Annotated in this window: 18 protein-coding genes; 3 read left to right on the top strand and 15 right to left on the bottom strand. The window is 60.1% G+C overall.

Features of this window, described 5'->3' with window-relative positions; genetic code table 11:
• Nucleotides 1-439 precede the first annotated feature (439 nt).
• A complete protein-coding gene (locus ABH944_RS21475) occupies nt 440-1,570 on the top strand; it encodes a branched-chain amino acid ABC transporter substrate-binding protein (protein ID WP_404608602.1) in 1,131 nt (376 codons plus the stop codon).
• 132 nt (nt 1,571-1,702) lie between these two features.
• On the opposite strand, the gene ABH944_RS21470 is transcribed toward ABH944_RS21475, so the two are convergent.
• From ABH944_RS21470 to purU, 5 genes are read right to left on the bottom strand one after another with little or no spacing between them, the layout of a single operon-like run.
• Nucleotides 1,703-2,287 (bottom strand): sarcosine oxidase subunit gamma, encoded by a 585-nt coding sequence (locus ABH944_RS21470; RefSeq protein ID WP_404608603.1) that lies wholly within the window; start codon nt 2,285-2,287, stop codon nt 1,703-1,705.
• Nucleotides 2,280-5,282: a sarcosine oxidase subunit alpha family protein gene (locus ABH944_RS21465; RefSeq protein WP_404608605.1), complete on the bottom strand. Its 3,003-nt coding sequence runs from the start codon at nt 5,280-5,282 to the stop codon at nt 2,280-2,282. Before ABH944_RS21465 ends, ABH944_RS21470 begins: the two co-directional genes overlap by 8 nt.
• Nucleotides 5,269-5,589: a sarcosine oxidase subunit delta gene (locus ABH944_RS21460; RefSeq protein ID WP_404608606.1), complete on the bottom strand. Its 321-nt coding sequence runs from the start codon at nt 5,587-5,589 to the stop codon at nt 5,269-5,271. The genes ABH944_RS21465 and ABH944_RS21460 overlap by 14 nt, the downstream gene beginning before the upstream one ends.
• Before the next feature lie 12 nt (nt 5,590-5,601).
• Nucleotides 5,602-6,852, bottom strand: coding sequence for a sarcosine oxidase subunit beta family protein (locus tag ABH944_RS21455; protein WP_404608607.1), 1,251 nt, complete (start codon nt 6,850-6,852; stop codon nt 5,602-5,604).
• Nucleotides 6,853-6,874: 22 nt separating this feature from the next.
• Nucleotides 6,875-7,744: a formyltetrahydrofolate deformylase gene (gene purU / locus ABH944_RS21450; RefSeq protein WP_404608608.1), complete on the bottom strand. Its 870-nt coding sequence runs from the start codon at nt 7,742-7,744 to the stop codon at nt 6,875-6,877.
• A gap of 351 nt (nt 7,745-8,095) precedes the next feature.
• Between purU and ABH944_RS21445 the strand changes: the two genes are divergently transcribed.
• On the top strand, nt 8,096-8,749 hold the full coding sequence (locus tag ABH944_RS21445; RefSeq protein WP_404608610.1) for a TetR/AcrR family transcriptional regulator: 654 nt from the start codon (nt 8,096-8,098) through the stop codon (nt 8,747-8,749).
• A gap of 195 nt (nt 8,750-8,944) precedes the next feature.
• Nucleotides 8,945-9,649 carry a class I SAM-dependent methyltransferase gene (locus ABH944_RS21440; RefSeq protein ID WP_404608612.1) on the top strand — a complete coding sequence of 235 codons (705 nt, stop codon included), beginning with the start codon at nt 8,945-8,947 and terminating at the stop codon, nt 9,647-9,649.
• A gap of 59 nt (nt 9,650-9,708) precedes the next feature.
• On the opposite strand, the gene ABH944_RS21435 is transcribed toward ABH944_RS21440, so the two are convergent.
• The 10 genes from ABH944_RS21435 to efeB all read right to left on the bottom strand — a co-directional run bounded on the left by ABH944_RS21435 (nt 9,709) and on the right by efeB (nt 20,952).
• The gene (locus tag ABH944_RS21435; RefSeq protein ID WP_404608613.1) at nt 9,709-11,523 is read right to left on the bottom strand and encodes a cytochrome c biogenesis protein DipZ; all 1,815 of its coding nucleotides are present in this window, start codon (nt 11,521-11,523) and stop codon (nt 9,709-9,711) included.
• Nucleotides 11,524-11,608: 85 nt separating this feature from the next.
• Nucleotides 11,609-12,121, bottom strand: coding sequence for a peptide-methionine (R)-S-oxide reductase MsrB (msrB, locus tag ABH944_RS21430; protein ID WP_404608615.1), 513 nt, complete (start codon nt 12,119-12,121; stop codon nt 11,609-11,611).
• Between the two features lie 911 nt (nt 12,122-13,032).
• Entirely contained in the window at nt 13,033-13,503 is a 471-nt protein-coding gene (locus ABH944_RS21425) for a hypothetical protein (RefSeq protein ID WP_404608617.1), read from the bottom strand.
• A gap of 390 nt (nt 13,504-13,893) precedes the next feature.
• The gene (locus ABH944_RS21420; RefSeq protein ID WP_404608618.1) at nt 13,894-15,087 is read right to left on the bottom strand and encodes a thiolase family protein; all 1,194 of its coding nucleotides are present in this window, start codon (nt 15,085-15,087) and stop codon (nt 13,894-13,896) included.
• Between the two features lie 30 nt (nt 15,088-15,117).
• Entirely contained in the window at nt 15,118-15,240 is a 123-nt protein-coding gene (locus ABH944_RS21415; RefSeq protein ID WP_404608619.1) for a hypothetical protein, read from the bottom strand.
• 91 nt (nt 15,241-15,331) lie between these two features.
• A complete protein-coding gene (locus ABH944_RS21410) occupies nt 15,332-15,763 on the bottom strand; it encodes a MarR family winged helix-turn-helix transcriptional regulator (RefSeq protein WP_404608620.1) in 432 nt (143 codons plus the stop codon).
• A gap of 81 nt (nt 15,764-15,844) precedes the next feature.
• Nucleotides 15,845-16,900, bottom strand: coding sequence for an ABC transporter ATP-binding protein (locus ABH944_RS21405; protein ID WP_404608621.1), 1,056 nt, complete (start codon nt 16,898-16,900; stop codon nt 15,845-15,847).
• Nucleotides 16,901-16,906: 6 nt separating this feature from the next.
• Nucleotides 16,907-18,562: an ABC transporter permease gene (locus ABH944_RS21400; RefSeq protein ID WP_404608622.1), complete on the bottom strand. Its 1,656-nt coding sequence runs from the start codon at nt 18,560-18,562 to the stop codon at nt 16,907-16,909.
• Nucleotides 18,563-18,574: 12 nt separating this feature from the next.
• The gene (locus ABH944_RS21395) at nt 18,575-19,600 is read right to left on the bottom strand and encodes an iron ABC transporter substrate-binding protein (RefSeq protein ID WP_404608624.1); all 1,026 of its coding nucleotides are present in this window, start codon (nt 19,598-19,600) and stop codon (nt 18,575-18,577) included.
• A gap of 71 nt (nt 19,601-19,671) precedes the next feature.
• Nucleotides 19,672-20,952: an iron uptake transporter deferrochelatase/peroxidase subunit gene (efeB, locus tag ABH944_RS21390; protein WP_404608625.1), complete on the bottom strand. Its 1,281-nt coding sequence runs from the start codon at nt 20,950-20,952 to the stop codon at nt 19,672-19,674.
• Nucleotides 20,953-20,983: the final 31 nt, after the last annotated feature.

The following is a 20,983-nucleotide window of genomic DNA, read 5'->3' as shown; positions in this document are numbered from 1 at the left end:
AGTGTAAAAAGATGCGATTTCTAAGCAGTTCGTCTCTTTATGTACATATATGTCTATTTACAATAAGCTTCTTTTTACGGGAGGTACCTGAGGATAGCGAGCTGGGTTACATGTCTCCAGCGCTCGCAGTGCCAAACCCTGCTCGCGCGGCGCTCCCAAGGCGGAGCAAGGCCAAAATAGGCTCTATTTTAGCGATAAATGGGCAAAATAACGGCTTGATCCGGGTGTGAATCGCGAAGAATGCACCACGCCCCATCGTTGAAGTAACTCACGGTAAACCACTAGACGCAAGGCTCAATAAATAGCTTGTCCAATCAATTCTGAGCCATTATTTTATGTACATATATGTCCATTATGAGCTTGATTGAAACTTCCTATCCTCAGTCGCGGGTGGTCGGCGCACAGCGTGTCCACGATGTCATCGAGAAAGGCGATACCTATGAAATTTGCAATTCGAAACCTTGTTCTGGCAGGCTGCTCTGCCGCCTCCGCTGCGGCAGCGTTTGCCGACCAGACAGTGACCATTGGCTACTCCGGGCCCTTGACTGGGCAGGTTGCGCACATTGGAAAGGATGCTGAGAACGGCGTGAAATTCGCGATTGACGACGCAAATGCCGCTGCCATAAAAATAAAGGGCAACCCGGTTCACTTTGTTCTTCTGTCCGAAGATGACGCTGCTGACCCTAAAACAGCAGTGGCGGTGGCACAGAAGTTTGCAGACGCGAAGGTCAACGGCGTCGTGGGCCACTTGACTTCGGGTGCAACCATTCCAGCGTCGAAGAATTACTCCGACGCAGGCATACCTGAGGTTTCTCCGTCCGCGACGAATCCCATGCTGACCCGCCAGGGTTTTGCCACTGCATTCCGTGTCATTGGCGACGACAGCTATGTCGGGCGAGTCGTCGCCCAGTACTTGACGCGGACCAAGGGCTTCACGCGTATTGCGGTCGTTGACGACAGGACGTCATATGGCCAGGGGCTTGCAGATGTGGTGGTGAACGAACTGAAGGCGTCGGGCGTTGATGTAGTAGACCGTGAGTTCGTCACTGACAAGTCGATAGACTTTCGCAGCGTTCTCACAACGATAAAATCGAAAGGCGCACAAGCAATCTTCTATGGTGGTGTTCACGCCCAAGCCGGTCCATTGCGCAAGCAAATGACCGGCTTGGGCATGAAGATTCCGCTTATAGGGTCCGCCATTGAAACCGAAAAATTCGTGGAGCTTGCAGGCGTTGGGGCCGCTGAAGGCACCGTGTCTGCCGAGTCGGGCCAACCGCTGGACACTATGCCCAAGGGGAAAACGTTTGAGCAAAAGTTCAAGAAATACGGCTCCGTCGCGCTTTACGCCCCGTACTCCTACGATGCAACGTGGGCGCTGATCAACGCAATGAAGCTGGCGGATTCGACCGTTCCTGCAGAGTATCTTCCAGCCATGAAGAGGATTGGTTTCGATGGCGTAACCGGAAGAATCGCCTTTGATTCCAAGGGCGATCTCCGTTCAGCCAACGTCACGCTCTACGAGGTGAAGAACGGAAAATACGTACCGGACACTACCGTATCGCTCAAGTAGATTTCAGCCCTGGATAGCACGCTCAACTGCGAGTGCTATCCATTGTCAGGATATCCATCATGTGGCAACGCGGGCTGCCTGCCTCAGCGGAAGAGGTACCCCCGCGGTATTCTTGCGCACGTACTGCCAGACCTACGCGCGGAACTCGTCGACAGCGTCGAGCATCCACTCGAGAACATAAGCAGCCGAACCCACGTCGAAGTAGATGACATACACGACCTCGCTTCGGCGCATCAACATGGCGGGTAGACCTGCAAACCGGGCCGTCACCACTCTGCCAGGCCTAAACAATGTGGAACATAAATCAATTCCGCACCCTTTCGACAGGAAGTCAGGCGCGTCGGGTCCGGTGACAATAAACGATACCCGGCTGTCAGAGATGCAAGTCACCGTTGCGAAATGGTCTGCAAGGGCGCGCTTCAACGCAGCGAAGGATTCGTCTTCGGTCTCCAGTGAACAGAAGTAGAGCCATTCGTTTGGTCCTGCCCATGCTAACCGGGCCTCACCCACTTCCGAAACGCGCTCCGCAGCGGGTAACTCCATACCATGTGCAGTGCGCAACGCTGCCTGAAATGCGGGGTTCTTCGCATCGCCTTGCACACGAATAATTCCGTGTAGCGGAAGCTCAGACAGTTGAAATCCCGGCTCAGTTACGGGAAACGGCTTTCCATGGGCGAATTGCTCTGTCACGGTCGAGCGTGCAGTTAGCTTATCCATTGAGGCGTTCTCCTTTCGGGTCAAAGTGCGTTGTCGGGACGACGCGCACAGCGGTCACGCGCCCCTTGGCATACACACTGACCACCTCCCCCAGGCGTGATGAACCGTCACGCAAGATGCCTAGGCCTATCGCTTTGTGAAGCGTGGGGCTTATGCATGCGGAAGTGACATACCCGTTCGATTTCATGGGAAGGCTTGGCATGGCACCCTCAATGAAATGTCCGCCGACAGGCAGAGGTTCTTGCGAATCAACCGACTCCAGTCCGACAAACTCAAGCCGTCCTTCAGCCTTGTCCGCCTGACGCTGCAGTGACCGTCGACCAATAAAATCGCCGGCCTTCTTCTCGATGATCTTTGACCACCCTATGTCAAGCGGGTTGGAGCAACCGTCGGTATCCGCGCCCACGTGCAAATACCCTTTCTCGGTGCGCATTACCTCCAGTGCTTCGATGCCGTATGGCGTGATTTGAAACTGCGCCCCAACCTCGCTCATCCGCTCCCAAAGTGCGGAGCCATAGCGGCCTGGCACCGACACTTCGAACGTCACTTCTCCAGTGAAGCTCGCGCGAAGAATCCGTGCTTCGACGCCCGCAAACGTGCCAGCCCTGAAATGCATGTGAGGGAAATTCTGCGCAGAGAAGTCAATGTCCGACTCGAACTGCTGGAGCAATTCACGCGCCTTCGGACCGGACACGGTTACGTTCGCCCATTGCGTTGTCACGTTATTGACGTGTACTCGCAGCTCGGGCCACTCGCACTGGAGATATTCTTCGAGCAGAAGGAACGCTCGACCCACTGCTCCGCTCGTCGCGTGGACAAGGTAATGATCCTCGGCAAGCCGTACGACAACACCGTCGTCAATGAGCACACCATTGTCGTTGGTCAACATCGCGTATCGCGCGAATCCAGGCCTCAGGCTTACGAGGTTATTGACATAGACTTTATTGAGGAAGGTCGCCGCGTCGGGACCCGTGACTTCCAGCTTGCCCAAGGGGGACCCGTCAAACATACCAACGCCATTGCGAACGGCCAGAACCTCACGGCGGGTGGCCATCACAATATCTTCGCTCTCACGGGGATAATAGTCCGGGCGGAACCAGCCATAGTCGCTGAAGCGTGCGTTCATCGACGCATGTGACGCGTAGGCTGGTAGTGATAGCCACGGAGCGTACCGCTCGCCCACGGAGCTCCCCGCGAACGTGCCGAGCGTGACAGGCTGATAGGGAGGACGGAAGCGTGTCGTCCCTACTTTGACAATCGGCTGGTCACTCAATTCAGCCATCACACCCAGGATATTGAAGTTGCTCGACTTGCCCTGGTCGATGCTCATCCCACCCGTCGTATAGCGTTTTACATGCTCGACCGAAACGAAATTTTCCCGCGTGGCGAGTTCGATGTCAGATACTTTTACGTCGTACTGAAAATCGAGCCATTGCTTGTCCGTCCTCACATTCTTTGTGTACCAAAACGGCTCGATGTTGAGCGCCTCAACGTCCGCCGCGTGGGTCTTTGGACTACTGATGTCAGCAACGGCAAGCTGAACGCCAAGACGCGTGACTTCCTCCCGTGCCGCGTTGATACCTTCCTCGAAGCACTCGGGCAACGAAAATCGACCATTCGCGGCGCCAATAACGCGCACGTTTTGACGACACCTGTCAGGCACGAGACACGCAAGCGAGTCGTTGTATTTAAGTGATCCGCCGGCTTGGCTATAAAGGTGAATCGTGGGGGTCCAGCCACTCGACATGCATACCAGATCGCAAGTGAGCGAGACCGTCTCCCGTGCCAATTCGCCATCGCCAGGATGCCGGGAAATCTTCACACCGCGCACCTTGCGTTTTCCGACGACATCGCGAACGGCATACCCGACGTAGTGAGATATCCCGGCATCGGTCAAATTCCGGCACAGGGTATCTGACACGCTCGCGCGAGTATCGACCACGGTAATTGACTTGAGACCTGCGGCGTGCAGATCGCTTGCCGTGCGATACGCGTCGTCATGATTCGCGACAATGACCGCTTGCCGCCCGGGTACCACGCCGTACCGATTGATATACGTTCGAACGGCAGACGCCAGCATGACTCCTGGACGGTCATTGTTGGCGAACACCAGCGGGCGCTCGATGGCGCCCGTCGCGAGAATCACCGAGTTCGAACGGATACGCCAAAGCCGCTCGCGCAATCGACGGTGCTGCCCTTGCGGCCCTAGATGATTTGAGACGCGTTCAGCCGCAACAAGGAAGTTGTTCTCGTAATACCCGCTCACGTTAGTGCGAGGAAGTAGCCGGACGTTTGGCAATTGGCGCAGAAGCTCGACCGTGTTTTCTACCCATTGTCTGGCCGGTGCGCCATCGACGTCGAAACGCTCCGCCAGTAACGCACCTCCAAATTCTTCGCGGTCGTCTGCAACAATAACCCGAAGCCCCGCACGCCCCGCCACGAGAGCCGCCACGAGTCCCGCGGGCCCGCCTCCGACAACAAGCAGCTCGCAGTGCACATTTCGCTTCTGATATTTTTGTGAATCGGGAAGTTTCGGCGCCTTCCCGAGACCCGCAATTGGCCGGACAAAGCGTTCGTAAAAATGCCAGTTCGGCCACATCATCGACTTGTAGTAGAAGGATGCCGGGAGCAAACGCTGAAAGGCATCAAGCACGCCGAACACGTCATGTTCAGCATTCGGCCAGGCATTCTGGCTTGCTGCGCGCAACCCGGCATAGAGAGGTATCTGCGTTGCCCGGACGTTCGGCTCATCAAATTCGCCTGACTCAAGTTGCACGAGGCCGTTGGTCTCCTCTACACCGCCACCCATGATGCCGCGCGGTCTGTGCAGCTTGAAACTGCGACCAACAATGTCAATGCCATTCGCTATCAGGGCAGCGGCGAGCGAGTCACCTTCCAGCCCCTGACAGGTCTTTCCATCAAATTCAAATTTGATTTTCTTGCGCGAGTCGTTCGAACTCGCGCCGTAGACGGCGACCCTGTCAAGCGGCTTCATGGACACCTCCCACAGCGGGTTCGCCGCAAGCGGTCATGCGCGTAACAGCGCCAAGTTCAAAAACGCGCAGAAGCGCATGGCTGACGGTATCGCGCTCAATACCAAACCATTGGCGGCAGCCATAGGTATGCCGCCAACGCTCCATTGATGCGCCACGCGCATTCTTCCGGATGAAAAGGTAATCGGCCCACTGTGCGTCGTTAAGCTGCTGCGGGTCTTCCGGGCGAACCCGTTCAAGCGGCCCCCCAAACGTAAACTCTTCTTCGTCCCGGGTGCTGCCGCAATAGGGACACGGAATGCGTAACATGATTTCTCTCGCTTAGTGCTCGACGCCCGCGGCCGCCGCTTCATTGACGAAGCGGCCCGTAATGAAACGGTCCATGCCGAACGGCTCGATGAGTGGGTGCGCCCGGTCATTCGCAACTGTGTACGCCAGCGTTTCGCCGCCGACCGGAATGGCTTTGAAACCGCCGGTGCCCCATCCCGCGCTGATATAGAGGGCCGTCACCGGAGTCTTGCCAAGGATAGGGCTCGAGTCCGGCGAGATGTCCACTATCCCGGCCCACTGCCGCATGAGTTTCAACCGGCTAAACGTTGGGAAGAGGTTCAAGGTCGCACTGACGGTTTCTTCCAGCGCCGACAGCGTGCCCCGCTGTCCATACGATGGATAAGCATCAGCGCGCCCCCCCATCAGGATCTCCCCGCGGTCGGACTGGCTGACGTAGGCGTGAACGAGGGGCGAGATGACAATCCCGCTGAGCACCGGCTTGATTGGCTCACTGACCATGGCCTGAAGAGGCACGCTCGTAATGGGCAAATTCACTCCGGCCATCCGAGCCAGGACCGATGAATGACCCGCCACCGCAATGACCACTTTGTCTGCTTCAATGAAGCCGTTTTTCGTATCGACACCCTTGATGCGATTGCCGCCCAGTCTGAAGCCGGTGACCTCGCAATTCTGAATGATGTCGACACCAAGATTGTCGGCGCCGCGAGCGTACCCCCATGCAACGGCGTCATGGCGCGCGACTCCTCCGCGACGCTGAATGAAACCGCCCAAAACGGGATATCGGGCATCAGGGCTTGTGTCGAGCAAGGGCATGAATTCGCGAACCTGCGCGAGGTCAAGCATCTCCGCGTCAATCCCCTGAAGCTGGATTGAGTTGGACCAGCGTTCAAGGCCATCCAGTTGATGAGGGCTGTGAGCCAGCGTCAGCACGCCATGCTGGCTAAGCATCACGTTGTAATTCAATTCCTTGCTCAAACCTTCGTACAGCTTTAGCGAGCGCTCGAAAAAATTGGTGCTCTCCGGGTAAAAGTAGTTGGACCGGATGGCAGTTGTATTGCGCCCCGTGTTGCCGCCGCCCAACCAACCTTTTTCGAGCACCGCGACATTGGTGATGCCGTGGTTCTTCGCGAGATAGTACGCGGTAGCCAACCCCTGGCCGCCACCGCCTACGATGACTACGTCGTAACGCGATTTCGGTTCACGGGAGTGCCACGCCGGGGTCCACCGACGGTGCCCGCTCAACGCATGTTTCGCGAGCGACCAGAGTGAATAGTTTTCCAAGCGAGACCTCTTTGCGCTGTATTTAGAAAATAACCGTGCGATGGCCGTTGAGGAAAATGCGGCCCTCACTGAAGAGGCGGACAGCATTGGCCAAGGCGATGGCTTCTGAGTCGTGTCCGACCAGCACCATGTCATCAGCCGTGTAGGAGTGATCGATCGGCTTGACTTCCTGCGCGATGATCGGACCCTCGTCCAGGTCGCTAGTCACGAAATGCGCAGTGGCACCAATGACCTTGACGCCGCGGTCATGCGCCTGGTGGTATGGGCGCGCGCCTTTGAAGCCCGGTAAGAAGGAGTGGTGGATGTTGATCGCGCGGCCATCGAGCGCACGGCTCATTTCATCGGAGAGAATTTGCATGTAGCGCGCCAGGACCAGCAACTCGGCTCCCGTGCCCGTGAACAACGCCAGGATCTGCGCTTCCTGCTGTGGCTTGGTTTCCCGTGTAATCGGGAAATGATGAAACGGGATCCCGTACCACTCCACGAGACTCCTGCAATCGCCGTGATTCGATACGACACCGACAATATCGATGGCCAGTGCGCCGGCACGCCATTTTGTCAGCAGCAGATTGAGGCAGTGGTCGTACTTCGACACGGCTATCAAGACCTTCGGCCGGTAATCTGCCTGACGCAGCGAGAACGTCATGTCGAGTTCAGTGGCCAGTGCGTCCATCATGGTGCGCAAGCCATCAACCGACGTCTTCAGGATGTGGTCGTCAAACACCATGCGCGCGAAGAAGGTCTGCGTCTGGGGATCCCCATAGTGGAACGATTCAGTGACGAACGCGCCCTGCTCGAACAGGAGATTCGAAACTTTCGCGAGGATGCCCAGCCGGTCCGGGCACCGAAAGGTGAAGAGATAACTGACGGGGGCGGTCGGGGCTGCGGTCATAAACGCATTTCCTTGATGAGAAAAGAGATGGCATCTCACGAGCGGCGCGGCCAGATCAACGGGCAAGCCACATCGTAAAAACAATAAATATTTAATGTTTTGTGGCGCAGCGAGACTTGCAACGTCATGGCGAACGGCATGAGGTCGACATGTGGACGGCCAACGCTGCTCATTTATTCGGAGACCTGCCTCGTGCTACCGTGAAGCCGAGTATAGGAAAAGCGCTCGAAAAAAACAATAAAAAATAAATGTTACTTGTTTTTATCGTACCCTTCCTTGTTGGAAAATGGCATCAGTCTGGCCATCCGCTGTAATAGACTTCGTCTACTCGTTTCCGCAGGCCGCGAACTCATGAACACCGCAAACACCGCAAGCAAGGAAAGTTCTTCCCGAAAGCCGGCCGCCCGCCGGACACAGGAAGAGCGCAGTGACGCTACGCGTCGACGCATCGTGCAATCGGCGATGCGATTGCTGCATAAAAAGGGTTTCCGCGCGACCAATCTTCAGGAGATCGCGCGAGGCGCCCGCGTCACACTTGGCGCCGTGCAACATCACTTCTCGAATCGACAGGTTCTGATGGAGCGGTTAATAGACGAAGTCATGGCGCCGCTATCAGACGACGGCGTGGTTTGGCCCTCGAGTGAACTGTCACTCGAGGAACGAGCGCGTGCGTTCGTTCGGGTAGCGTGGGAGACGATATACGGCGCCCCCGGCTACGTCGCCGCGTGGAGCCTGTTCTTTGGATGCAAGGCATCGCCTGAGTTATTCGTCAGGATTGACGCGAACCGCGCCCGCTCGGACCCGGTCTTTTTCGACCGCTTCATTACCTACTTTCCAGAGGTTGCAGCCCGGCATCCGAAGCCGCAGCAGTTCGCGGGATTTGTCTTTGCCAGCTTGCGAGGTATGGGAGTGCTTGACCTCTTCGAGGTTTCGCAGGAAGAAGTCGACGGTCAACTGGAAGTGCTCGTGCAGGTGATCGTTCAGGCAGGAACTGCCAGAGGCTAGACGTCGCGCTTCGCAACATTGCACGCGTCAGGCTGAGGTCATACTCAGACTGGAATGCACGCAAGAGGGCCGTCTCCAACGGGCTCCGAAAGGCCGTGCACCGGGGGATTCGTCAGACCAATCTAGGCGGCAGATTCCCGAACTAGCGCATACTACGTCCCCGTTCCCCGCGCGGCTTCACTTCGCGCCCCCCTGATGCCCGGTTACCTGACCAAGCAACAAAACATCGCCGTTGCTGGCGTTGACGACCTGATTATCCGTTCGCTGCTGGACCTTCAGCAATTCTCCGACCCTGCCGGCGACGCCGAGCGAATCGGTATCTCCTCCGCCATGTGGCCGCTGTTCGGCATGCTGTGGCCATCCGGTGCGCATCTTGCCGCGCGTCTCGCGCTGCGGCCGGTCCTCACCGGTGAACGCATTCTCGAAATCGGCTGCGGACTGGCGCTGGCCAGTCTCGTCGGACACCGGCGGGGTGCAGACGTCACCGCCAGCGATTGCCATCCGCTGACGGCGGACTTCCTGACAGAAAACCTGCGCTTGAACCATCTGCCGCCCATGAAATACCGGCATGGCAACTGGTCCATCCCCGAACTGGAAGACACCCTGGAAGACGAGTCGGGACGCCGCATTGTCGATGGCCGCTTCGACCTGATCATGGGCAGTGACCTGCTCTATGAACGCGATGCGAACGCGACCCTTGCAGCGTTCATCGGCTTGCATGCGTCGCCCGCAGCCGAGGTCTGGATCGTGGACCCCGACCGCGGCAACCGCGCCGCGTTCAACCGCCAAATGGGCGACCGCGGCTTCCAGATGCGTGAGGAACGGCTGGATCAAGTCGCTTTCGACGACATCGCCGCCTATAAGGGCCGCCTGCTGATCTATCGCTTCAACGACGCGTGACACCGTGCGCCATGCGTCCGCTGCTCACGGCTCTCTGCCCGCTGCCCGCCGCTCTCTGATCAACCAAACGTGAACGCGTATGCCTCGACACCCGGGTCCAGGAATTCAATGGTGAAGGTGTGATCTGTTACATCGCCTGACTGACGCACGAGTTGATATAAGCGCTGCTCCGTGACCGTGCCGGTGCCGTCAGCCATGACATCGGTACCGTGTGCGTCGCCAGGCGCCGCGCCGTCTATGCTGACGCGAAACCTCACCGGCTTGTTGTCCTTTCCCGGTCCCAATACCAGATGCAAATCACGCGCATGGAATCGATACACAATGGTTCCCGTCGGAGCCGCCAGCGACGCTTCCTCCGCTCCCACTTTCCATGCGCCCGCGAGACCCCATTCATTCAGCGCGAGTTGAGCAGGCGCGGTATACGTGTGAACACGGTCGCGCGACTCGCCGCCCCGATCCACGAAATTCTCCGCACGCTCATAGCCTACATAGGTTTCCGGTGACAACATGTCGGTATTATCGGCGGCCATTTGCACGCCGTTCGCTGCTGTGTCGCTGACGACCGGAGCCACATTCGGAGCCGCATTCGGAGCCGCATTCGCGTGACCGGCTTCCGCCAGCAACTGCTGGATTACCTGCTCCGAATGCGCATAGTCACCTTCGCCAAAGTGATGGAAGCGGATCTGCCCCTTGGCATCGATGAAATAGTGCGCCGGCCAGTACTGGTTGCCAAATGCGCGCCAGATTGCGTAGTTGTTATCGATGGCAACCGGATAGTCCACACCAAGATCGTGCGTCGCGCGCTTGACGTTTTCCACGTTGCGCTCGAATGCGAACTCGGGCGCATGCACGCCGACCACCACCAGCCCCTGGTCACGATACTTCTGCGCCCACGCCTTAACGTAAGGCAGCGAGCGCAAACAGTTGATGCACGAGTAAGTCCAGAAGTCGACGAGCACAACCTTGCCGCGCAAATCCTGCGCCGTCAGCGGAGGCGAATTGAGCCATTGAACGGCGCCGGACAGCGACGGCAGTTCGCCCTCCACCGGCAGCGACAGCGGCGCCTCGGTGCTCGCGGCTGCGCGCATCATCGCGGGCGCAGAGGCATTGGATGCCGTGGTGGTCTGGGCAGGCGTCGCCCGCGTAGAACTACCCGACAATTTGTCCACCAATTTCTGTTCGATACCGCCTGTTGCCACAGTAGACACGCGCGCGAGCACGCCGGTATCGAGTCCTAACGAGATCGCAACAACACCAAGCAGCATCGCAGCGCCAATACCGCGACGAATCCATTCGCCCGCCCCAAGCGAGCGTTTCATGGCGGCGAACACGCGGCCGCCGATCAGCAACGCCACTGCCAGCGACGTCGCCGCCCCCGCCGCATAAGCGACCAGCAGCAGCGTCGTGCCGACACTCGCGCCGCGCAGTGCCGCGCCGGTCAACACAAGGCCCAAAATCGGGCCGGCGCACGGCGCCCATAGCAAACCAGTGGCAATACCCAGCAGGAATGACGAGCTCGCGCGGACTTGTTGTCCGTCGGCCTGGGCGAATTCGGACAGCCGGTTGCCGGCGCTGACAAACGGACGCATCAGGCGTTCGGCGAAGCTTGGCAACAACAACGTCAAGCCGAAGATGCCCAGCAACGCAACAGCGAGCCAACGGCCATACTGGTTCGCCTGTGTCACCCAACCGCCGCCTACCGCGGCGAGCGTGGCGACTGCTGCGAAGGTGATCGCCATGCCGGCAAGCAAAGGCAGGCCGCTGCGTACGAACGGTTGATCTGCCCGCGAGAACACGAACGGCAGCACGGGCAAAATGCAGGGGCTCAGGATAGTGAGCGCACCGCCAAGATAAGCCAGGACAATGAGTAACATGAGCGTGAAGGTTAATAGGTATTTGGGTGGTCGAGGTTCAACGCAAAACAGTGCGGGAGCGTGTGTCGCGGGCCAGGCCACCGGCTCAGGCTGCGGCGGATTTGAATGTCATTGCCACGCCGTTCATGCAATAACGCAAGCCGGTTGGTTTGGGGCCGTCATCGAAGACATGACCTAGATGGCTGCCGCAACGCCGGCAATGCACCTCCGTGCGCGATACGCCGAAAGACAAGTCTTCACGTGTACCGACCGCGTGTTCTAGCGGTGCCCAGAAGCTGGGCCAGCCCGTGTGGCTGTCGAACTTCGTGCGTGATGAAAAGACCTCAAGCTGGCATCCGGCGCACGCGAACGTGCCGCTGCGATGTTCGTCGTTCAAAGGGCTGCTGTAAGGACGTTCGGTGCCTTCGTGCCGAAGAACGTTGTATTGAGCGGGAGACAGCAGGCGGCGCCATTGGTCGTCGGGATGAACGACCTCGAACGATTCGTCGGCGTTGCTGCTAGTTCCCGTCGCGCCCAATACGCGACGTTGATTGAACGCGGCAAACGCCGCGGCGGCAAAGACGCTGCCTGCAAAGATAAACCGGCGCCGGGTGTGCATGATGTACTCCTGGACAAAACCAACTCTCTGAGGAAGGCCGTTCTTTGTGTGAATCGGCTTCCGGGTCGCTACAGGGAACCGCGGTTAGGCATCTGATAGGCGAACACTTCAATGACGGCTTTAATCCATCGAAACGGAAAAAACGTGATGAATTTTTGAAGGCATGCGGCCTGTTTCAACCGGGTCTTGAATGTGGCGGGGTTTTATCGACCCCAACATTCACTGTGCGTCTGTTAGCTAGTTCGTCCAAGGGCAACGACTGGTTACACGTAGTCAATCAAATTCGTTTGACCGGTTTATGGATACCCTGCAGGCACGTCGTATTTTTTCGTTACGCTATATTTCCTGAAATATAGCGTAACGCGGCCGGCATGGAATTGACATGCTTGAGAGGCGGGTTTGATCCGGGAGGCGGGTTTGATCCGGGAGGCGGGTTTGATCCGGGAGGCGGGTTTGATCCGGGAGGCGGGTTTGATCCGGGAGGCGGGTTTGATTGGGCGGCGGGTTTCATGGTCGGATCGTGCTTGCCCGAGAGCACTGGTGGCGAAGCGTGTTCATGTCAGGATTCGCGAGAAGGAGGGGTTCAAACATCCTCCGCTCTGGCGAGCACCGTGCTTTTGGGGCACCCATGAATTGGAACCGCACGCTGTGGACACTTAGGGTAGTGCGGTTAAAGCGTTTTCTTTGCTTCGTTTCTTTGTCGCTTTGGACAAAGAAACGACGCGCCGCCACGCGCAGTGGCTAATAGTGGCAAAGAGAACGGTTACTCGGGCAGGCCACTAACGCCGAAAGCAGCAACCCGGCACTGACTCAGACCGCCAACGCTAGAACCTGGCAACCCGGCACTGACTCAGACCGCTAACTCCGCCCTGCCAAAACCGCAAACCCGTCCACCGGCGCGAGCGAAAACCTTACCGGACCATATACCCGCGATCGGTCATGCACTCGCCATACGAGCGCCAATACTGGACCATCGGCGGCTCAGGCGGGGGCAACGCGGGCATCGGAGCATCTGCGGAAGTCGAACTTGCATGCGCGGCGGCCCGAGCGTCCGCAGCCACGCCTGGCGTGGGCGTCGCCGACGCTTCCACCGCCGATGCCGCAACCGGCGCGGACCCGGGCGCAATCGCCGACGGCAACGGCGCCGCCACCGCAACCGGATGCACGGCACCGGGCTTCGTGGTCACCGGCTTTTCAGGTGCCTGCGACACGCGCGCCATCACCACGCCGGTATGTTGATTGGCGTAGCTGAAGCACATCGCGGTATCGATACTGGTTTGCGCGGGGCTCTGGCTGCGCATGGGAAAAGCAAGCGGTTGTTGCGCAAGCGCGCTGGTGCTCAGGAACAGCACGGCAATGCCGGCGGACAGGGGGATTCTCATAGCTCGTGCACTCCGGGAAACAGGAATGGCGACACCCGGATCAAGTCGATTCCGACGCGCCGCCAAACGAGCTTTCACCTTACTGTCCGCACCCCGCACCCATGCGAAAGACTATCGCTGTAATCCGCCAACTTTTCGCGTTATTCGTCGGTTTAGCGCGCTGGACCGCGTTCGCTCGACGATCCTGAGCGATCCGGGGGCCGTGGAAGCCATGACGCGTGCTTCAACGGACCAGCCTTGTGCAACGCACCACAAGGCGTCCGGTTCGCGACCTGCGCAGCTAACGCACCCCTCCTGAATCACGAACCCAAACGCGCTTGCCGATACTCGTGTCTGGCCCACGTGAAGGCACGTGAAGCTACGTGAAGCCGCGAGCTCAACCCGCCCGGATCAAACGCTTTCCAGCGCCAGCGCCAGCGCAATGCCTTGCCCGCCGCCGATACACAGCGTCACCATCGCCTTTTTAAGTCCGTCGCGTTTCATCGCGTGGGCAAGACGCGTGACCAGCACCGCACCGGTTGCGCCGATAGCGTGACCATGGGCGATCGCGCCGCCTTCGGGGTTTACGACGTCATCGGCCAGGCCCAGCTTGCGTGCAACCGCGATAGGAACGGCGGCGAACGCTTCGTTGATCTCGATGCGTTCAAGATCGCTCAGCTTCCAGCCCGCGCGATCCAGCGCCTGCTGCACGGCAGGCACCGGCCCAAGACCGAACATGCCCGGTTCGACCGCGGCAATGCCATACGCGACCAGCCGCACCGATGGCTCGATCCCCTTGCGCTCGGCGAACGCGCGGTCCGTCACGAGCATGGCTGCTGCGCCGCTGTTCAGTCCCGGCGCGTTGCCAGCGGTAATTGTCCCGTCGGGGCGAAATGCGGGCCGCAGTTTGGACAAGGTCGCGAACGTGGTGTCGGGGCGCGGCTGTTCGTCGGTATTGAAGACCACGCTTTGCTTGCCCGCCTTCACCTCCACGCCGACAATCTCCGCCGTGAACCAGCCCTTCGCCTGAGCTGCGGCAAAACGTTGCTGCGAGCGCTCGGCGAAGCGGTCCTGCGCCTCGCGCGTGATGTCCATCTGGGTCACGAGATCTTCTGTGTGCCAGCCGGAGTGCTTGCCGGAGAAGGCATCGTCCAGACCATCGCGCAACATGCTGTCGTGGATTTCCGCGTTGCCCATCCGATACCCGAAACGCCCGTTGTCGAGCAGATACGGCGCACGGTCCATGTTCTCCATGCCGCCCGCCACCGCCAGCTGCGTAAAACCGGCGGCGATCTCGTTCGCCGCCGATACGATTGCCTGCGCTCCGGAGCCGCACACGCGGTTCACGGTCAGCGCGGGTACCGAGACCGGCAAGCCGCCGTCCACAGCCGCCTGGCGCGCCGGATTCATGCGGTTGCCCGCCTGGATGACGTTACCCAGGGTGACCGAATCCACGTCTTGCCCGGCGACCCCGCCACGCCGCAGCGTTTCGCGGACAACGGCCGCGCCAAGGTCCGTCGCGGGCGTGCCTTTCAGCGCGCCGTTGAACGCACCGATCGCGGTCCTGACCGGCTGGCACAGTACGATTTCACGTTGTTGGCTCATGGTTCTGCACTCCAGATTAATCTGAAAAACTTAGTGGGCAGGCGTGAGATAAGCGGGCGATGCCGACGACAACGACGCTTTCACGTTGCGTCCGACTTCATCGAAGAGAATCTCTACCTTGCCCTGCTCGATTCCTTCGAGCACCTGACGCACGACTTCTTCCGGCGATGTTCCCTTTGATTTCCATGTCGATTTATTTTGTGCATATGCACTTTATGAGGTAAAAAAACGCCTGGCGACTGTTTCATTCCATCGATGTCAGTTCGAGCAGCGACTTTCTCAGTTCCGCGGCGCGTTCCCGGCCGAACTTGTCCTCGAATTCCTGCTGTGCCTCGCGCCAGCGCAACGATGCTTCGCCGAGCGTCTTTCTGCCCGTGTCGGACAGCGACAACGCAACAGCGCGGGTGCTCGCGTCCTGCTGAATGGCATTCACAAGGCCGTCGCGCTGCAACGGTTTCAGCGCCCGGACCAGCGTGGTGCGCTCCATCACCATGGCGTCCGCGAGTTCGGCCATGGTCACGCCCGGGCGCCGGTGGATTGCTGCAAGCAACGTGAACTGCGCCGCCGTCACGCCGGCCTGGCTGACGTGGCGCTCATAAAGCTGCGAGACAAACCGCCCCGCCTGACGGATGGCGAAGCAGTTGCAGTCGAGATAGGACAAATCTTCGATAGTCATAAGCGCGATTATATTTGTGCATATGCACTTTGTCAAATCAAGGGAATGGCCGGCCATCGAACCGGCCCTCAGTCAGCCCGGCTACCCTTTGGGAAAGGCGACGACGTCGCCTTCGACCGACAACGCGATACGCTCGCCGACACGCGGATGCGAATGCCCCGCCACGCGAATCTGCACGCCGCGCTCGCCCGTGAGGGAGCGCAGCATGACGCTGGCATCGTGACCATAGAACACGACTTTCTCGACCACCGCCTGAACGCCGTCACCGTTCAAACCCTGTTCCGAAACAATCCGGATCTGCTCCGGCCGGATCATCACGTCGACATCGCTGCCGGCTACCGCACGTGCGATCGGCAAGGTGCCGAACTCGCATATCACCTGCTTCGAATTCCGGGAATCGATTGATCCCGGCACGATCACCGCGTCGCCGACAAAACTCGCCAGCTCACGCGACACCGGCCGCCGATACACCGCCTCCGGCGAATCCGTCTGCACGAGACGGCCGCGCCATAACACCGCGACCTCGTGCCCGAGCGACAGGGCCTCCGCCTGATCGTGCGTGACCAGCACCGCGGTAGCGCCCGTGGCCGCGAGCGCGTTTGCCACCGCTTCACGGGTTTCGATCCGCAATGCGGCATCGAGGGAAGAAAACGGTTCGTCGAGCATCACGAGCGAGGGCGACGGCGCGAGCGCCCGGGCCAACGCAACGCGCTGCTGCTGTCCCCCGGACAATGCCTGCGGCGGCCGGTCGCCATAGGCCGCCGGCAGACCGACGAGCGCCAGCAATTCGTCCACCCGATACCGCGCCCGCCGCTGCTGCCGCGGCAAGCCGAAGACAATGTTGTCGGCCACCGAAAGATGCGGGAACAGCGCGCCTTCCTGCGGCACGTACCCTATCCGGCGCGCTTCGGACGGCACATGAATGCCCGGCCCGGCCACCCGCACGCCGTCGATCTCGACCGTGCCGCCGTCCGCCCGCTCGAAGCCGCACAGCACGCGCAACAGCGTGGTCTTGCCGCTGCCGGACGGTCCGAGCAGAGCAAGCAGGGTGCCGCGCTCCACCGATAGATCGACACCATGAAGCACGGGTTGACCATCGAAGGACTTGGTCAGGCTGGTAACGCGAAGTTCGCTCATATCGATTTACTTGTCAGGCGGCGAACCGGCCTGTAGTCCTGCTTGTAGTCCTGCTTTTAAATCAGCCGCACGCCCCGCCATCGCCGATCGCCCGAGCAACGTGAACAGCGCGATCGATGCAGCCAGCGAAATGCCCACGAGCAATGCCGCGTACGGCGCAGCGGCGGCAAACGCGAGCGTGGACGTATCGATCCACACTTGAGTAGCGAGCGTACGTGTGCCGCTGGGAGACAGCAATAACGTGGAATTGAGTTCGGTAACGACCGAGATGAAGACCATCGTGGCGCCGGCGCCCAGGCCCGGGCCCGCGAGCGGCAAGAGCACGCGCCGCACGGTTTCCCGCCAGCTCAGGCCGAGCGACCGGGCGGTCTCTTCCAGACGCGGCTGCGCCTGCGTGAACGCCGCGCGCACGCTGACCAGCGCAAGCGGCAAGAACAGGATGGCGTAGGCCACGACCAGCAGCTCGGCGCTTTGATACAGCGGCCTCAACGCGTGCACGGCCAGCGACACGATCGCCAGCGCGACCACGAGGCTCGGCAACCCTTGGGCGAGGAACACGATACGTTCGAATGTAGTCGCAATCCTGCTGGGAAAACGGACCAGCAGGAACGCGAGCGGCACGCACGCGAGCGTGGTGACGACCGCGGCGGCGCAGCCATAACCTATCGATGACAACGTCGATTCGACCAGCAGTTCCGGTGACACTTCCGCTGGCGTGATGGCGGCGGCCCCGCTTTGCGTCAGCCAGAAACCGATCATGCCGACAGGCACGCCCAGCGTCACGATCGCCAGCACGACAAACGCGGCGACCACCGCCCATCGCCACGCACCGAGTTCATAACGCAATGCCGCACGCCTCACGCCGCGATCGACGCGTTCATAACGCGCCCCGCCGCGCACGCGCATTTCCAGTGCAAGGCAGAAGAGGCACATCGCGATGAGAATGCACGCAAACACCGACGCGCCGCTGCTGTCGAAGCTCGTCCTGTATTCGGCGTAGATCTGGGTGGTGAAGGTCCGAAAGCGCAGTAGCGTGAACGCACCGAATTCCGACAGCACGCCCAGCGCCACCAGCAGCATTCCACCGAACAGCGCGGGCCGCAATTGCGGCAACACCACGCGTACGAACACGCCAATACGCCCGCAACCGAGCGAGCGGGCGCTTTCTTCGAGCGCCGGGTCCATGCCGCGCAAGGCGGCGGCAACCGGCAGATAGACAAGGGGAAAATACGCGGTGGAAATCACCAGCAACGCGCCCGCGAAGTCCTGCAAATCCAGGCTCAGCGATACCCATGCATAACTCGTGATGAACGCGGGCATGGCAAGCGGCGCGACCGTGAGAGCCGCCCACATTCGCCGCCCGGGTAAATGCGTTCGTTCGATAAACCATGCTGCCGCCGTCCCCACCACGCCTGCCACGAGCGTAGCGCTCACGGTGATGGACAGCGTATTGATGAGCAGTTCGCCCACCAGCGGCCTGAAAATCAGCTCGATGGCGTCATCCCAGCCGAAGGTCACCGCGCGATACACCGTAAAGGCGAGCGGCATCAGCACCAGCAGCGCGCACAATCCCGCCGCCACGAGCAAACCCCGCGGCGCGCGTTTGCGGCTGCGGGGTTCAGGCAGCGCGGATACGCCAACCGCCTTCACGACATCACTCATACGCTCCTGCGCTTACAGTAGTCCGGCCTGACGCATCAGCTTGGCGGCCTTGCTGTCATCGCCGAGTTGTTCGACCGTCAACGACGGCGGGCTCAACTGGTCGAAAGGCTTGAGCAGCGGATCGGGAGAAACGCCTGCATGCAGCGGATATTCAAACGCGATTCGGCCTTTGGCCATCAGGTCCTGCGCACGTTCGCTGACCAGATACGCGAGGAATTGCTGCGCCGCCTGCTGGTTCTTGCTCGACTTCAATACTGCCGCGCCCGATACGTTCACGAGTGCGCCCACGTCGCCGTTACCGAAGTGATAGATCGCACTGCGGGTCGCACTGTCGCCCAGTTGCACGTGCAGGCGCGCCCAATAGTAATTGTTCACCACGCCCGTCGCCACGCCGCCGCGATTCACTGCGGCCACCACACCTTCGTCGTCATCGAAGATCTGCGAGTTTTTCTTCAGGCCCTTGAGCCATGCCAGCGCGTCCGCTTCGCCCTTCATCGCGATTACCGCGCTCACCACCGGCAGGAAATCGCCGTCGCTGGGTGCAATGCCGACCTTGCCTTTCCACTCCGGCTTGGCGAGATCCATCAGCGACGCCGGCAGTTGGGCCGCATCGATCTTCTTCGTGTTGTAGACCAGCACGTTCTCACGCGCGAGCACGCCAACCCAGTCACCCTGCGGCGAGTTGTAACGCGAAGGGATGGTCGAGAGCGTGGACGCATCGGTTTTAGCGAGCAGGCCCTTCTCGTCCAGCAACATCAGTTCCGGCGAGTTCTCGGTGAAGTAGACATCGGCGGGAGAAGCCGATCCTTCGGCCACCAGTTGCGCCGCCATGGCCGGGCCTTCACCGTTACGGACCTTCACCGAAATGCCGGTCTGCTTCTCGAAGTCCTTCGCCAACGCAGCCACGACCTGCTCGTGTTGCGCGTTATACAAGGTCAGCGTCGCCGCTTCCGAGTTCAGTGGCAACGCCGCTGCGGCAGCCAGCACCGCGATGCCGCAAAGCGTGCGCAGCACGGGCAGGGAGCGTGTGGTGTTCATTGCTGTCATTCCTTTTGTTTGGTGCGCCGGCTTGTCGCCGGCGTGTGCTTTAGCTTGGGCTTTTCTTCACATCACGCGTCGAACAGCCCCGCGCCGATAAACGAACCCGGCCGCACGCCCGGCGGGCATGCGAACACCGCGCTGCCTACATGCGTGGTGAACTGGTTCATCATGTCGAACTTCGCCAGCCGGTCATTGATCGGAATGAAACCGGTGCGCGGATCGCTTTGATGCGCGACGAAGATCAACCCCGCGTCATACTCGGTTTCCTGGCGCCATGGCGGCCAGCGCTCGATATAAAAATCGGTACCGTCGTTGTAGGAATACGAACGGCGCAAGATCTGCGCACCGTTGTTCGTTGCCTGGTTCGACAAACGCACGTGCGAGTTTTCCGGGATCACCTGGTTGCCGTCCTTGTCAGCGGCATCGAGATCCAGCGCATCGAATTCATTCTTCTTGCCGATCGGCGCGCCGCTGTATTTCTCGCGGCCCATCACCTGTTCCTGGAACCCTCGTTCCATGGTGTCCCAGTGTTCCAGCGTGATGCGGATACGGCGCACGACCGTGTATGTGCCGCCGTCCATCCAGGGTGCATCGGACGATTTGGCCCACACGAACTGGTTCATCAGCGCGGGTTGCGCGGTCGACGGATTGTTCGTGCCGTCCTTGAAGCCCATCAGGTTGCGCGGTGTCTGTCCACGCGGACCGGAGAGGAACCCTGCCTGACCCCAACGCATGGCCACGATGCCATAGCCCATGCGCGCAAGTTGGCGCACGGCATGGAACGCGACCTGGGCGTCGTTGGCACAGGCCTGGATCAGGATGTCGCCACCGGTTTTTTGCGGCAGCAACTGGTCGCCGTTGAAACGCGGCAAGTCGACCAGCGCGGCGGGCCGGCGCTTCTCCAGACCGTAGCGGTCCTTGCCTTCATGCGTGAAGAGCCCCGGACCGAAACCGAACGTGATCGTCAGGCCCGCTGCACCCAGGCCGAGGACATCGCCGGAATCCGGTGCGGCTTTGTCGTCGGTGGGCAAGGGCTTGGCCGTGTCGCCACGGGACATGCGCGCCGCCGCGTCCGTCCATGTTTTGAGGAGACCGATCACGTCTTCACGTTTATCGGTGGTGAGATCGAGCGACGCCACATACGTGTGGCTCTGCTGCGGCGTGACGATACCCCCCTGGTGCTCGCCGAAGAACGGCTCGACCACGAGCATGGGGTCGACGGGTTGCTTCGACTGCTTGAGGCTTGTCACCGTCGCGGCGTGCGCGACTGAACTCGCGCCTAATGCCGCACCCGCGGCAACACCCGCTTTAAGAAAGCGGCGGCGCGGTGGATCCTGATCGTTTTCCATGATGTCGTCTGCTATGCCAGTTACTTCACTT

This window comes from Caballeronia udeis, from assembly GCF_044909315.1.
GTDB classification, from domain to species: domain Bacteria; phylum Pseudomonadota; class Gammaproteobacteria; order Burkholderiales; family Burkholderiaceae; genus Caballeronia; species Caballeronia udeis_A.
The sequence above is the reverse complement of the archived record's forward strand: the minus strand, read 5'-3'. Positions and strand labels throughout refer to the sequence as shown.

Coding starts and splice junctions, on each gene's coding strand:
- ABH944_RS21440 (WP_404608612.1), top strand. CDS start 8,945: ATGCCCGGTTACCTGACCAAGCAACAAAACATCGCCGTTGCTGGCGTT.
- ABH944_RS21460 (WP_404608606.1), bottom strand. CDS start 5,589: ATGTTACGCATTCCGTGTCCCTATTGCGGCAGCACCCGGGACGAAGAA.
- ABH944_RS21445 (WP_404608610.1), top strand. CDS start 8,096: ATGAACACCGCAAACACCGCAAGCAAGGAAAGTTCTTCCCGAAAGCCG.
- ABH944_RS21405 (WP_404608621.1), bottom strand. CDS start 16,900: ATGAGCGAACTTCGCGTTACCAGCCTGACCAAGTCCTTCGATGGTCAA.
- ABH944_RS21465 (WP_404608605.1), bottom strand. CDS start 5,282: ATGAAGCCGCTTGACAGGGTCGCCGTCTACGGCGCGAGTTCGAACGAC.
- ABH944_RS21425 (WP_404608617.1), bottom strand. CDS start 13,503: ATGAGAATCCCCCTGTCCGCCGGCATTGCCGTGCTGTTCCTGAGCACC.
- ABH944_RS21470 (WP_404608603.1), bottom strand. CDS start 2,287: ATGGATAAGCTAACTGCACGCTCGACCGTGACAGAGCAATTCGCCCAT.
- ABH944_RS21435 (WP_404608613.1), bottom strand. CDS start 11,523: ATGTTACTCATTGTCCTGGCTTATCTTGGCGGTGCGCTCACTATCCTG.
- ABH944_RS21410 (WP_404608620.1), bottom strand. CDS start 15,763: ATGACTATCGAAGATTTGTCCTATCTCGACTGCAACTGCTTCGCCATC.
- efeB (WP_404608625.1), bottom strand. CDS start 20,952: ATGGAAAACGATCAGGATCCACCGCGCCGCCGCTTTCTTAAAGCGGGT.
- ABH944_RS21395 (WP_404608624.1), bottom strand. CDS start 19,600: ATGAACACCACACGCTCCCTGCCCGTGCTGCGCACGCTTTGCGGCATC.
- ABH944_RS21420 (WP_404608618.1), bottom strand. CDS start 15,087: ATGAGCCAACAACGTGAAATCGTACTGTGCCAGCCGGTCAGGACCGCG.
- ABH944_RS21400 (WP_404608622.1), bottom strand. CDS start 18,562: ATGAGTGATGTCGTGAAGGCGGTTGGCGTATCCGCGCTGCCTGAACCC.
- purU (WP_404608608.1), bottom strand. CDS start 7,744: ATGACCGCAGCCCCGACCGCCCCCGTCAGTTATCTCTTCACCTTTCGG.
- ABH944_RS21475 (WP_404608602.1), top strand. CDS start 440: ATGAAATTTGCAATTCGAAACCTTGTTCTGGCAGGCTGCTCTGCCGCC.
- msrB (WP_404608615.1), bottom strand. CDS start 12,121: ATGCACACCCGGCGCCGGTTTATCTTTGCAGGCAGCGTCTTTGCCGCC.